Source organism: Pantoea sp. C8B4, assembly GCF_051336905.1.
GTDB lineage: Bacteria > Pseudomonadota > Gammaproteobacteria > Enterobacterales > Enterobacteriaceae > Pantoea > Pantoea rwandensis_B.
In genome coordinates this window covers 32,070-44,839 of record NZ_JBGMNK010000016.1, presented here as the reverse complement: position 1 = coordinate 44,839, position 12,770 = coordinate 32,070, and the positions used below count along the sequence as shown (strand labels likewise).

8 protein-coding genes are annotated in these 12,770 nt (G+C 56.7%); 6 read left to right on the top strand and 2 right to left on the bottom strand.

Going from position 1 to position 12,770, the window contains the following annotated elements:
- The first annotated feature begins 33 nt into the window (after positions 1-33).
- Positions 34-963 carry a D-alanyl-D-alanine endopeptidase gene (gene pbpG / locus ACCW76_RS17370; RefSeq protein ID WP_436339453.1) on the top strand — a complete coding sequence of 310 codons (930 nt, stop codon included), beginning with the start codon at positions 34-36 and terminating at the stop codon, positions 961-963.
- A 226-nt stretch (positions 964-1,189) separates the two neighbouring features.
- Positions 1,190-3,634 (top strand): DUF3772 domain-containing protein, encoded by a 2,445-nt coding sequence (locus tag ACCW76_RS17365; protein ID WP_436339451.1) that lies wholly within the window; start codon positions 1,190-1,192, stop codon positions 3,632-3,634.
- A gap of 36 nt (positions 3,635-3,670) precedes the next feature.
- On the opposite strand, the gene dld is transcribed toward ACCW76_RS17365, so the two are convergent.
- The gene (gene dld, locus ACCW76_RS17360) at positions 3,671-5,380 is read right to left on the bottom strand and encodes a D-lactate dehydrogenase (RefSeq protein WP_436339450.1); all 1,710 of its coding nucleotides are present in this window, start codon (positions 5,378-5,380) and stop codon (positions 3,671-3,673) included.
- A 155-nt stretch (positions 5,381-5,535) separates the two neighbouring features.
- Here dld and bglX point away from each other — a divergent pair, with 155 nt between their 5' ends.
- Positions 5,536-7,833 carry a beta-glucosidase BglX gene (bglX, locus tag ACCW76_RS17355; RefSeq protein ID WP_045816664.1) on the top strand — a complete coding sequence of 766 codons (2,298 nt, stop codon included), beginning with the start codon at positions 5,536-5,538 and terminating at the stop codon, positions 7,831-7,833.
- Positions 7,834-8,053: 220 nt separating this feature from the next.
- Entirely contained in the window at positions 8,054-8,917 is an 864-nt protein-coding gene (locus ACCW76_RS17350; RefSeq protein ID WP_436339448.1) for an oxygenase MpaB family protein, read from the top strand.
- Between the two features lie 2 nt (positions 8,918-8,919).
- Here the strand turns inward: ACCW76_RS17350 and ACCW76_RS17345 are convergent, their stop codons facing one another.
- Entirely contained in the window at positions 8,920-9,324 is a 405-nt protein-coding gene (locus ACCW76_RS17345; RefSeq protein WP_231647244.1) for a hypothetical protein, read from the bottom strand.
- 114 nt (positions 9,325-9,438) lie between these two features.
- On the opposite strand from ACCW76_RS17345, the gene ACCW76_RS17340 reads away from it, so the two are divergent.
- Positions 9,439-10,548, top strand: a complete 1,110-nt coding sequence (locus ACCW76_RS17340) for a suppressor of fused domain protein (RefSeq protein ID WP_436339446.1) — start codon at positions 9,439-9,441, stop codon at positions 10,546-10,548.
- Between the two features lie 175 nt (positions 10,549-10,723).
- Positions 10,724-12,619 (top strand): methyl-accepting chemotaxis protein, encoded by a 1,896-nt coding sequence (locus ACCW76_RS17335; RefSeq protein ID WP_436339444.1) that lies wholly within the window; start codon positions 10,724-10,726, stop codon positions 12,617-12,619.
- Positions 12,620-12,770: the final 151 nt, after the last annotated feature.

The window sequence follows — 12,770 nt, the reverse complement described above, 5'->3', positions numbered from 1 at the left end:
GCGCAAAACTCCTAACCGGATTTTTTTGACACGATGTCTGTAAAAATGCGTATTTCCTTGCTGTCGCTGGCGCTGTTTGTCGCCGCACCGGCAGCTGTCACTCCGGCACTGGCCGCGCCTGCTGCGCTGTCTAATCTGGCGCCGATTGCCCAACCGCAAATCGCCTCCGGCAGTGCCATGATTGCCGATCTTGAAACCAATAAAGTGCTGTTCTCCAGCCATCCGGATCGTGTGCGGCCTATCGCGTCACTCACCAAGCTGATGACGGCAATGGTGGTGCTGGATGCCAAACTGCCGATGGATGAGATGCTGTCGGTGGATATTAGCCACACGCCAGAAATGCGTGGGGTGTTCTCTCGCGTCAAATTGAACAGCGAAATCAGCCGCCGCAATATGCTGCTGCTGGCGCTGATGTCTTCGGAAAACCGTGCTGCCGCCAGCCTGGCGCATCACTATCCGGGCGGTTATGACGCCTTTATCCGCGCGATGAATGCCAAAGCACGTGCGCTGGGCATGACGCATACCCACTATGTTGAACCGACAGGTTTGTCGATTCACAACGTCTCCAATGCGGAAGATTTGATTAAGCTGGCAAAAGCCACGCGTCAATATCCGTTGATTGGTGAACTGAGCACCACCAAAGAAGATACGGCGGTGTTTAAACATCCGAACTATGCGCTGCCGTTCCGTAACACCAATCACCTGGTGTACAAAAACGACTGGCGTATCGCGCTGACCAAAACCGGTTATACCGATGAAGCCGGCCACTGCCTGGTGATGCGCACGGTGATCAACAACCGTCCGGTGGCGCTGGTGGTGCTGGATGCGTTTGGCAAGTACACCCACTTTGCCGATGCCAACCGTCTGCGTGACTGGCTGGAAACCGGCAAAGCGGCGCCGGTTCCGGCAGCGGCGCTGGCCTACAAGAAGCAGAAATCGTCGCAAACGGCCAGCAACGAGTAATCACGACGTCTGTTTCCCTTCACAGATGCACAATGGATTGTGCGTCTGTGAGTGCTTCCGATTGGCGGGATAAGTACTCCCGAACGACCAAAAAAATCCCTAATCGTCAGCACCAAAGTTTTCGCGCTTCATTCCTATAGTTTCCGCTTCGGCTACGCTCTACACTGGCCGCCATCTAAAGTTAACTGGCATTTATCGGCTGTCATTGCGCTGGAATCTCACTCATATGTACAAGCTTCGTTCGCTATTTACCCCATTTATACTGCTGCTGGTGCTGTTAAGCCCGGCACTGAGCTACGCGGATGACAACACTGCCGCCGCGGCTCAGCAAGAGGACGCCGCACCCAAGGTCAATCCTGCGGTTGAGCTGCCGAAAATGCAGAAAATCCTCGACAAGATTAAAGGCCAGGTGTCAGGCGATACCAATGAGAGCCAGCTCAACCAGCTCAATGAGATGGCGCTGGAGCTATCCGGTAACGCAGAAACTTTAGGCCAGGCGCTGATCCCGCAGCGTCAGCAACTGGATGCGCAGCTCGCGGTACTGGGTCCGGCACCGAAACCGGACAGCGGCGTGAAAGAAACGCCGGAAGTGACGCGCAAACGCGCCTCGCTGGAGAGCCAGAAAAGTAAACTGGACGATCAAATCAAGCAGGCCGATGGCATTAAAAATGGCGCGCTGGTGCTTTCCTCCCAGATCGTCAACCTGCGTCGTGACCAGCTGAAGAGCCAGCTGGCGCTGAACTCCGGTAGCATCCTGGGACCGCGCTTTTGGGCGCCGATGGTCAGCCGTCAGGATTTGGATGGCGAGAAAATCAGCGACTTTATCGCTGAATTGCAGGACACCGCAGCACTCTCCTGGGAGCCTGGCTGGCGCTTTGGCACTATCGGCTGGTTGATTGCGGCCATGCTGGTGATGACGCTGGGGCGCCGTTACAGCGAAGAGTTTCTCGCCTGGGTGAGCATCCATAAAATGCCGGAAGGGCGTCTGCGCCGTAGCTTCCTGGCGGCAGCGATTGCGCTGACAACCCTGGCCGCGGTGGTGCTGACCTTTAACTTTATCGCGCTGGCGTTTACCCGTCGTGATGAGGTCTCGACTGATGTGCAGGATTTTGTTGAGCGTCTGGTACAACTCAGCGTCTATTGTGGTTTGATCGCCGGTTTGGGCCGTGCTTTCCTGTCGACGCGCCGTCCGAGCTGGCGATTGCCCAGCATCTCCAATGAAGTCGCGCAGGCGCTGAAGCCGTTCCCGCCGATTACCGCTGCGCTGGTGTTTATTTTCCAGACCGCAGAGTCCTTTAACTACAGCGTCGGCACCAGCCTGAACACCACCATCTTCGCTAACGGCCTGACGGCACTGCTGATCGGTACCACCGGCCTGGCGATTAGCATGCGTACCAACCGCGTGCGCCGTCGCCTGGCGCAAGAGGGGAATCCACCGGAAGCGCGTCCCACTATCGTTGGGCTGGTTCAGCTGGCGTTGACCCTGACCGCGCTGGCGATTCTGATTTCGTTGATCATCGGCTATGTCACGCTGGCCCGCTTCCTCGGTTATGAGGTGATTTGGTGCGGCATTCTGTTTGGCTCGTTCTACTTCCTCAGCCATTTGATCAATGACGGCTGTGAAAGCCTGTTTTCTACCAACAACGCTACCGGCAAACGTCTGCAGACCTCGTTAAACATTGACGAACGCCATCTGCAGCAGGCGGCTACGCTGCTGGGGGCTATTGGTAAAACAGCACTGATAGGGATTGTGGTGCTGGCGCTGCTGAACGGCACCTTCGCCTCTTCAACGCCGATCGAACTGATTCAGAAGGTGATTGAGTTCTGGGGCGGCAAAGGTCTGGAATCACTGAACATCGTGCCGGCGCATATGGTGAATGCCATTCTGTGTCTGGTGGTGGGCATCTACGTGCTGCGTTCGGTGCGTCGCTGGCTGGATAAAGATTTCCTGCCAAAAACCACCATGGACGTGGGCATGCGCGTATCGTTGGTGACGCTGTTCAGCAATATCGGCTATGTGCTGATCATTCTGCTGACGCTCTCGATCATGGGCCTGCAGTGGAACAAACTGGCGTGGATCGTCAGCGCCTTGTCGGTCGGTATTGGTTTCGGCTTACAGGAGATAGTGAAGAACTTTATCTCCGGTTTGATTCTGTTAACCGAGCGCCCGGTGAAAGTGGGCGATCTGGTGAGTATCAGCGGCATTGAAGGGGATATTCGCCGTATCAATGTGCGCGCCACCGAGATTCAGCTGAGTGATAAATCCACGGTGATTGTGCCGAACTCACAGTTCATCTCACAGAACGTGCGTAACGCCACCATGGGCAATGCACAGGGTGTGGTGACCATTATGTTGACCTTCCCGCTGGATATCGATCCGGTGCGCGTGCGTGAGATTCTGCTGGAGGTTTACCAGGAGAACGAGCGTATTCTGGAAACGCCTGAGCCATCCGTCTCATTCAAGGATTTGACCTCTGCGGGTATCGTGTTGAGCGTCACCGGCAACGTGGCGGGCCAGCGTCAGATCTCCAGCGCCAAGAGTGATTTGCTGTTTGATATTCTGACACGCCTGCGTAAAGAGGGCATTGTGCTCTCGACACCGCAGACGATGATCATTGAACGTCGGGCAATACCTGCCGCAGCGCAGGATGAAGGCGAGCAACTGTCATAATCCAATGGGCGGCTTTCGGGCCGCCCATTAGTTTAATCAAGCCTTCACCGCCCAACCCTTCTGCTTACTGGTTTTACCAATCCCCGGATTAAAGGTATTGGTCGGATCGAGCTGACGATAAAACGCCTGCAACTGCGGTTTCGCCTGATAAAGATGCCCGACGTTGTGCTCGGCGGGATACTCGGCACCACGCTCGCTCAGAATTGCCAGCATCTTCTCCTTCAGCGCATGCGCATCCACGCCTTTCTTCACGATGTAATCCTGATGGAATACATGGCAGAAGAAGTGGCCGTAATAGAGGCGATGGCTCAGATCGTTGTCGAACTCGGCGGGTAAACGTTCAAACCAGTCGCTATCGTTGCGGCGCAGCGCAATATCCAGTGCCAGAATATCTTCCACTTCATCCGCATGCACCGCGTGGTAGCGCACCGCGGCACCGGCAGCGGCGAAGCGATGCAGGAAAGCATGTGCGCCTTCCTTGCCGTCGCAGGCAAAGAACTCGCCACCGCCTTCGCGGAAGTATTCGTGCAAATACTCCTGCGCTTCCGTAACGCCTTCACCGGACATTTTCAGCATCAGGTGATGTTCAAACTTATCGCGATACTGCTTCATGCGTTTCGGCAGATGGGCAGGTAACCAGCCGCTGATGCGCTGCAACACGCGATCGGTAAAGTGGGGTTTAACAAAACTCAACTTACCCAGCCAGGCATCCACCCGACCTTTCAACGTGAAGAACAGCGGCATTTTGTCGGTGCCGAGCTTGTCGATCATCACAAAGGTGTCTTTGCCGTACACTTCGGCGATATCGAAAATGTCGCGGTGCATGTATTCGCCCGCTACCGGTAAGTTGTTAAACTCGGCCAAAATATGGCGGCGCAGATCGCCCAATACCGCCGGATCGTTGGTACCGATATAAAACACCTGCTGTTTCGGTTCGGTGGGGAAGGTATCAAGACGCACGGCGAATACCGCCAGTTTGCCCGCGCAACCCGAAGCCTCGAACAGGCGGCGCTCATCGGCGTTGAAGCGAGCGGGTGTATCCGCATGGATATCGCGCACGCGTTCTGCATATTCATGATCCGAAGCATGACGTTCATCCCAGCGCACATCGCTCTGCTGCCAGCGATCGTCATCCAGTCGACCGAGCATCTCTTCCGGCGAGTGGCCGAGATCCATGCCGAGATGATTGACCAGCTTCAGTTTGCCGTCGGCATCAATCTGCGCATAAAGCGCCATTTCGCTGTAGGCCGGACCGCGTTTGATCAGCGAACCGCCGGAGTTATTACAAATCCCGCCCATGACCGACGCGCCGATACACGAGGAACCGATCACCGAGTGCGGTTCACGTCCCAGCGGCTTAAGGGCTTTTTCCAGCTGATAAAGGGTGCTGCCGGGGAAGGCCAGAATCTGATTGCCGCCATCGATCAGCTGCAATTTATCGAGGCGCAAAGTACTGATGATCACCACCGGTCGATCGTAATCATTGCCGTTGGGCGTCGAGCCTTCGGTCAGGCCGGTGTTGGCGGCCTGCATCAGAATCACTGCATCGGCCTGCACCAGCGCCTGCAATACCCGCCACAACTCCAGCAAGGAGCCGGGGAACACCACCGCCAGCGCATCGCCTTCACCGGAGCGGAAACCCTTACGATAGCGTGCGGTTTGTTCCGCCTCGGTTAACAGATGTGACGGGCCGACGAGGCGGCGCAGTTCAGCCAGCAGTGTAGGGTGTGAGGTGTTGTTATTCATGAACCTGTCCTTGTCGTTAACGTTGCGCATCTACTTTAGCACGCGTCAACGGCATGGTCGCGGTGTGACATCGGTGGCTACCTGCTATCCTGAACTTGTGGCACACTGGCCCGGTTATTTCGATATTGCGCAGTCACTTAAGAGAACCCGACCTGATGAAATGGATTTGCTCTGTTAGCCTCGCTGTTTCCCTTGCCATGCAGCCTGCCTTCGCAGATGACCTGTTTGGCCCCCATCCGATGACTGAACAGGCGCGTGACGCCTTTGTTAACCAGCTGCTCGGCAAAATGACCCTTGATGAAAAAATCGGGCAGATGCGCTTGATCAGCGTGGGGCCAGACACGCCAAAAGAGGCGGTTCGCGACATGATCCAGCACGGTCAGGTTGGCGCAATCTTCAATACCGTCACGCGTCCGGATATTCGCGCGATGCAGGATCAGGTGATGCAACTCAGCCGCCTGAAAATTCCATTGTTCTTCGCCTACGACGTGGTGCACGGTCAGCGTACCATTTTCCCGATCCCGCTCGGCCTCGCAGCCAGCTGGGATCTGGATGCGATCGGGGAAGTCGGCCGCATCTCCGCCTATGAAGCCGCCGATGATGGTCTCAATATGACCTGGGCGCCGATGGTGGATGTCACGCGCGAGCCGCGCTGGGGACGCGTGTCTGAAGGCTTTGGAGAAGACACTTTCCTGTCCTCGCAAATGGGCAGCGCGATGGTGAAATCCATGCAGGGCAAAAGCGCGGCCGACCGTTATTCGATCATGACCAGCGTGAAGCACTTCGCCGCTTATGGCGCAGTGGAGGGCGGACGTGATTACAACACCGTGGATATGAGCCCGCAGCGCCTGTTCCAGGATTATCTGCCACCGTACAAAGCTTCTCTGGATGCGGGCAGCGGCGGCGTGATGGTGGCGCTCAACTCACTGAACGGCACGCCAGCGACGGCGGATGGCTGGTTGCTGAAAGACCTGCTGCGCGGTGAGTGGAAATTTAAAGGCATCACCATCAGCGATCACGGCGCGATCAAAGAGCTGTTGAAACACGGCGTGGCCAGCGATCCGCAGGATGCGGTGCGTATTGCGCTGAAGTCCGGCATCGATATGAGTATGAGCGATGAGTACTACAGCAAATACCTGCCAGGGCTGGTCAAGAGTGGTGCCGTTACCATGGCAGAGATCGACGATGCCGCGCGTCACGTGCTGAACGTCAAATATGATATGGGCTTGTTTAACGATCCCTACAGCCATTTGGGGCCAAAAGGCAGCGATCCGCAGGACACCAATGCCGAGAGCCGTCTGCATCGTGCCGAAGCGCGTGACGTGGCGCGTAAGAGCATTGTGCTGCTGAAAAACTGGCATGAAACCTTACCGCTGAAAAAAGACGCCACCGTGGCGCTCGTGGGGCCATTGGCCGACAGCCAGCGTGACATTATGGGCAGCTGGTCAGCCGCGGGCGTGGCGAAACAGTCGATTCCGCTGCTGCAGGGTGTGCGCAATGCGATGGCGGGCAAAGGCACCGTGCTGTATGCCAAAGGAGCCAACATCACCGATAACAAAGGTATTCAGGACTTCCTCAACCTCTACGAACAGGCGGTTAGCGTGGATAAACGCTCGCCGCAGGAATTGATTGATGAAGCCGTTGCCCAGGCGAAGAAAGCGGATGTGGTGGTTGCTGCCGTGGGCGAAGCGCAGGGGATGGCGCATGAGGCCTCCAGCCGCAGTGACCTGGTGATTCCGCCAAGCCAGCAAAAACTGCTGGCGGCGCTGAAAGCGACCGGCAAGCCGTTGGTGATTGTGCTGATGAATGGCCGTCCACTGACGGTGGTGAATGAAGATCGTATTGCGGATGCGATGGTAGAAACCTGGTTCAGCGGCACCGAAGGGGGGAATGCGATTGCTGACGTACTGTTTGGCGATTACAACCCATCGGGCAAACTGCCGATGTCCTTCCCGCGCTCCGTGGGCCAGCTGCCGATTTACTACAACCACTTGCCAACCGGGCGTCCGTACAACTTCGCGAAGCCGAACAAGTACACCTCGCATTACTACGATGCGGTGAATGGCCCGCTGTATCCGTTTGGTTACGGTCTGAGCTACACCACTTTCACCGTTTCGCCGGTGAAAATGTCCGCCAAAACCATGCCGCGCAATGGATCAGTTGAAGCGAGCGTTACTGTTACCAACACCGGCAAACGTGATGGTGCCACGGTGGTACAGATGTATCTCAACGATCCGGTGGCCAGCATCAGCCGTCCGGTGCAGGAGCTGCGCGGCTTCAAACGCATCATGCTGAAAGCGGGCGAGTCACAGACCGTAAGCTTTAAGATTGATGTGGATGCACTGAAATTCTGGAATCAAAAAATGCAGCATGTCGCCGAGCCGGGCAAATTCAATGTGATGATTGGCCTGGATTCGGTCCGCACGCAAGACGGGCAGTTTGATTATCTGTAAACGTTAGTGCGATTTGGCACAGGGTCAGCAGGAATGCTGTCCCTGTAATGCTATGCTGGCGGGGTGTTGTCAGGTTGAACTAAAAACCGATCTGACAACGCTTTGCTTGCCAGGTTTTGCAGGATTGGCCTGAGTGCTGATCCTGCAATGCTTTGCTTGCCAGATTTTACAGGGTTGGCATTTATGCCTGCTACGTCAATCAGCTCATCATCCAGACACCATGAATCTTCGTAACCGCATCCAGCAGCAAGTCTTTCGCCTGAATGGCCTCGCACTGAACGAATTCGATATCTCGCAACCGTTGGGCGATCCGGGTCTGTTTGGCCCCGATCATGTGATTTGGCGTGTGCACGGCGATTTCCCTTCGATGCTGTGCGGTGGGATTAGCGCACTCATGCTGCAAATGCTGCATCCGGCAGCGCTGGCAGGAGTGTGGGATCACTCCAACTTTCGTCAGGACATGCTGGGCCGTTTACGGCGCACCAGCCAGTTCATCGCTGTCACCACCTTTGGTAACACGCAGGATGCCAACATCCTGATCGAGCGCGTTAAAGCTATCCACCTGCGCGTCACCGGTATTGATAACGCAGGGCAACCCTACGCCGCCAGCGATCCGCATTTACTGACCTGGGTGCACGTGGCGGAAACCAGCCGCTTCCTCGCCGCGCATCTGCGCTATAAAAATCCGCAGCTCTCGCTAGCCGAGCAGGATCGCTATTACGATGAAGCGGCGCTCATCGCCGAAGCACTGGGCGCGGAAAAGGTGCCGAAAACGGTGCAGGCGGTGGACGCTTATCTGCAGGCCATGCGCCCGGAACTGATTTGCGATGAACGCACGCTGGAAGTGATGCAGCTACTAATCAATGCACCGGCCCCAAGCTGGCAGGCGAAACCGGCGATGCGGGTGATGCTAAAAGCCGGGATGGGATTGCTACCGGACTGGGCGCAACAGCAAATTCAGCAGCCGATCAGCCCGTTGACACAGTGGCGCGTGGATAAAGAGATCGCGTTGATTGCCGGTTTGCTACGCTGGTCAATTCAGCGCGGGGCTTATTCCCGCGCCATGCAACGCATGGGACGCTAACGCTACAAATGCAGCTCGTCCTGCTTTTTGGTGTAGGTGCGCGGTGTGCGGGCTTCACGTTTAAGAGTGAGCTGGCGCTGCTGATAATGATGAAGCAGCATCCCTAATCCCACTCCCAGCAGTGCTAATGGCAGCAAGCTGTAGTAAATGTCGATGGGTAACAACACCAATAGCACCGCACCACCGAGCATGAACGTGAGCGCTGACATCACCCATGTATAGCGAAGAAACAGCCACACTAAAATCGCGAAAATCACGACATCGCGCAGGTTCAAATCGAGGTTTTGCAGCACCATGCTGAGCAGCTCCGCAAGGAGGAATGTGCAGACAATAGCATGCGAGGCGGCAAATGAATCGCGAATTAATTTGAAGTTTGTCAGGGCGTTGTGCTGGCATTCATCAGCCATTCTCACGCTTCCTGACTGCACTTTGAGAGTTTTACCCTTGTGTCACGTGGTGCGAGTGCCGATCCTGCTCTATTCTCAGGGAAAATGGATCCCTCAAGGCTTTGTCGAGGCGTTATGACACACCAACCTCTGATTGCTGAGGTGCCAAATCAGCAAAACACACTCACCGCTATCGTCGAACAGGATGCGCGCACGGCCTACTTTTACATCTGGCCGAATGATCTGTTTCGCAGCCAGTATGCGGTGCGCGGCTGCTGGCTGCGCAATCTGTTGCCTGCACCGGCGCGTGAAGATCGTGAAGCGATGGAGCAGGGCATTGCGCCACTGCTCAGCGCAGAGTATTGCCGCACCTTAGAAGCCGAGCCGATGCTCGATCCTGCTGGTCTACAGATTCTGTGGGAACCGAGTGATGACGGCGCAGCCCTGTGGTATTACGGCCAACTGCTGGCGGTGATCCCTGGCTGGAGTCTGTATCAGGATAAGCAGGTTAGTTTCTCCGCGGGCTGCATCAAAGAGAATCGCCTGACCGCGCCGCTCGGCTCCGCCTCCACCAATGATTACTATGCTCGCGCCGAGCAGCAGCGCCACTTCTGGCGTGACTGGCATGACGGCCATTTATGGGATGTTGTGCAGCATGAGCTGATGCAGTGCTACCAGGCGCAGTTTGGTGAGTCGGTAAAGTATTACGCCATCGATCAGGGGAGCTGGCCGCCAATGGCCATCTCTCAGCACTGGCACAATGGCGTGTGGGTTTTTCTCACGCTGGGTATGGGGATTCGGCCCATGCCGCAAGTGGATTACCTGTTTGATGAGCTGGCCCCGCAGTACCGCCGTGTTGAGCTGGCGATGGCAGTGGACGGCGAAGTGATGACCGAAGCCCATGCGGTGCAGATGGCCAGCGCGCTGGCGGAATTCGCGCACTTGCCGTGGGCGCGCCTGACGTGGATTGGCGAAGGGCATACGCTGGCATCGGAAGTGGCGCCAGTGGGCTTCGAGAGTTTCCTGCTGGCCAATGGTTTAGCACCGGAAGTTGCCCAGTTCCGACTGCCCAAGCGCGATGGCGATCGGCCGAATCTGCTGTGGGCCACCCCGATCACCGAAGCGGAACGTCAGTTTGCTCAGGCCGACGATCGCGGTGGACAACAGCTGCTGCAGCGTTTGCAGGCAGAAGGTAATGACCATGTATTTCGGCCACGTCAGGAAGTGGTGGATCCGCCGCAATAGCCCTCTCTGCGGGCGGTTGCCCGCACGCGACTCAGTAAGCGCAACGTTAGTCACCCGCCTAATGATCACCTAAATCAACTATTTGCATTTTTGTGATCTGGCGCACCTCAAGTTCCTCTGTAACACGCCGTTAACCTCGATCAGGCAACTCGCCAACCAGGGTAAGGGCACACTGATGTTAAAAACTACACAATCTCGTTTTACCGCGACGCTGGTCGCATTTTTCGTGGTCCTGATGCTGGTTACCGTGGTGGTGATCAATCAGTTTGTGGCACCGCAGTTGAGTCAAAACGAAAGCCGATTAGTGCGCTATGAGGTGGATGGTCTGGCGGGACGTATCGTCGAGCAGATGAACCGCGTGCAGGCGCAGCAACGTGCCATTACCGAAGCCGCAGGCGTGATGGATAGCGCGGCCATCGACAACTTGCTGCCTGCGCTGGTGAACCAGTATCAGGACAGCAACGTATTTGGCGGCGGTATCTGGCCGCTGCCTAATCGTCGCGATCCGGCGAAGGAAAAAGACAGTTCGTTCTTCGCCCGTAACGCCAGCAACCAGTTACAGGTCAACACCTACTGGAACTCCGATGCAGCGGACAAATACTGGGAGCAGCCGTGGTACAAAGACGGTATGGCCGCGGCCAAAGGGCAATGTGCCTGGGCTAAAGCCTATCAGGATGCGGCCAGCCCGCAGCCGCGAACCAACTGTGCGATGGCAATTTATCGTGATGGCACGGTGTGGGGGGTATCAACCATCGACGTCACGCTCGGTTTCTTCAACCAACTGGCGAAACAGATGGGCGACGCCATTCACGGACGTGTGTTGATCGTGGAAGCGGATGGCAAAGTGGTGGGCAACGCCGCACTGCTGGAAGGCGCACCGAAGCTGGAAAATCTCGCGGATACACAACTGCCGATGGCGGGTGCGCTGAAAGATCTGCTGAGCCAGGCAGGTGATCAGCCTACGCAAACCACTTTTAAAGGCGAAGATGGCGAGCACACGCTGTTCCTGCAGGCGATTGCCGGTAGCCCGTGGTATCTCGCCAGCGATGTGCCGTCCAGTTTGCTGGATGCGCAAACCCACAGCATGCTGACTCGCCTCGGCCTGGTGCAGATCCCGCTGGCGGTTATTCTGCTGCTGGTGCTGCTCGGCTTTGTGCGCGCCATGATGAAACGTCTTAGCCTGCTGAACCGCAATATCGAAGCCCTGTCGACTGGCGGCGCGGATTTAACTCAGCGTCTGCCTGCCAGCAACAGCCCGGAATTTAACGCGGTGGCGCAAAGTTTTAACCAGTTTATTGAGTATCTGCAGGGGTTGATGCGTCAGGTGGGCGACAGCGCACTGGCGATTACCTCCGCCTCACGTGAAATTGCCAGCGGCAACGCCGATCTGTCTGCTCGTACCGAGTCGCAGGCCAGTTCGATTGTTGAAACTGCGGCTTCAATGGAAGAACTGACCGGCACGGTACGTCAGAACGCCGACAATGCCACCCACGCCAATCAGCTGGCGGACGGTGCATCGCAGGTGGCGGCGCGCGGAACGGATGTGGTGCGTCAGGTGGTCACCACCATGGGAGCGATTAATCACTCATCCCGTAAAGTGGTGGATATCATCAGCGTGATTGACAGCATCGCCTTCCAGACCAATATCCTCGCGCTTAACGCGGCGGTGGAAGCGGCCCGAGCGGGTGAGCAGGGTCGTGGGTTTGCCGTGGTGGCGTCAGAAGTGCGTAATCTGGCGCAACGTTCCGCGAACTCGGCGCGTGAGATTAAGAAGCTGATTGAGGAGTCGGTGGCGAATATCGATACCGGCAGCCAGCTGGTGGAACAAGCCGGACAGACCATGGATGAGCTGATGCAGGGCGTGAGCAGTGTGACCACCCTGATGAGTGAAATCATGTCTGCCAGCCGCGAGCAGAGTATGGGCATCGAGCAGGTTAACCAGGCGATCACCCAGCTGGATGGCAGCACCCAGCAGAACGCCGCACTGGTTGAGCAAGTGTCGGCTGCCGCGCGCGCGATGGAAGATCAGAGCGTGCAGCTGGAGCTGGTGGTGCAGAGCTTTAAGTTGTAAGGCTGGCTGGCTTATAGCAGGCTGCTAAACCACAGGTGATAACGCAATCTGGTGCCGCGCAGGGGCCGACTGTCCTCGCGCCGCTGACGCGGTACCCTCACGTCATTCGTCCGCCTGACGGACCGGCTGGGATGGAACATCCCTGTTCCAG

Excerpts from the sequence above, each read along its gene's own strand:
- pbpG (WP_436339453.1), top strand. The coding sequence starts at position 34 with ATGTCTGTAAAAATGCGTATTTCCTTGCTGTCGCTGGCGCTGTTTGTC.
- ACCW76_RS17365 (WP_436339451.1), top strand. The coding sequence starts at position 1,190 with ATGTACAAGCTTCGTTCGCTATTTACCCCATTTATACTGCTGCTGGTG.
- dld (WP_436339450.1), bottom strand. The coding sequence starts at position 5,380 with ATGAATAACAACACCTCACACCCTACACTGCTGGCTGAACTGCGCCGC.
- bglX (WP_045816664.1), top strand. The coding sequence starts at position 5,536 with ATGAAATGGATTTGCTCTGTTAGCCTCGCTGTTTCCCTTGCCATGCAG.
- ACCW76_RS17350 (WP_436339448.1), top strand. The coding sequence starts at position 8,054 with ATGAATCTTCGTAACCGCATCCAGCAGCAAGTCTTTCGCCTGAATGGC.
- ACCW76_RS17345 (WP_231647244.1), bottom strand. The coding sequence starts at position 9,324 with ATGGCTGATGAATGCCAGCACAACGCCCTGACAAACTTCAAATTAATT.
- ACCW76_RS17340 (WP_436339446.1), top strand. The coding sequence starts at position 9,439 with ATGACACACCAACCTCTGATTGCTGAGGTGCCAAATCAGCAAAACACA.
- ACCW76_RS17335 (WP_436339444.1), top strand. The coding sequence starts at position 10,724 with ATGTTAAAAACTACACAATCTCGTTTTACCGCGACGCTGGTCGCATTT.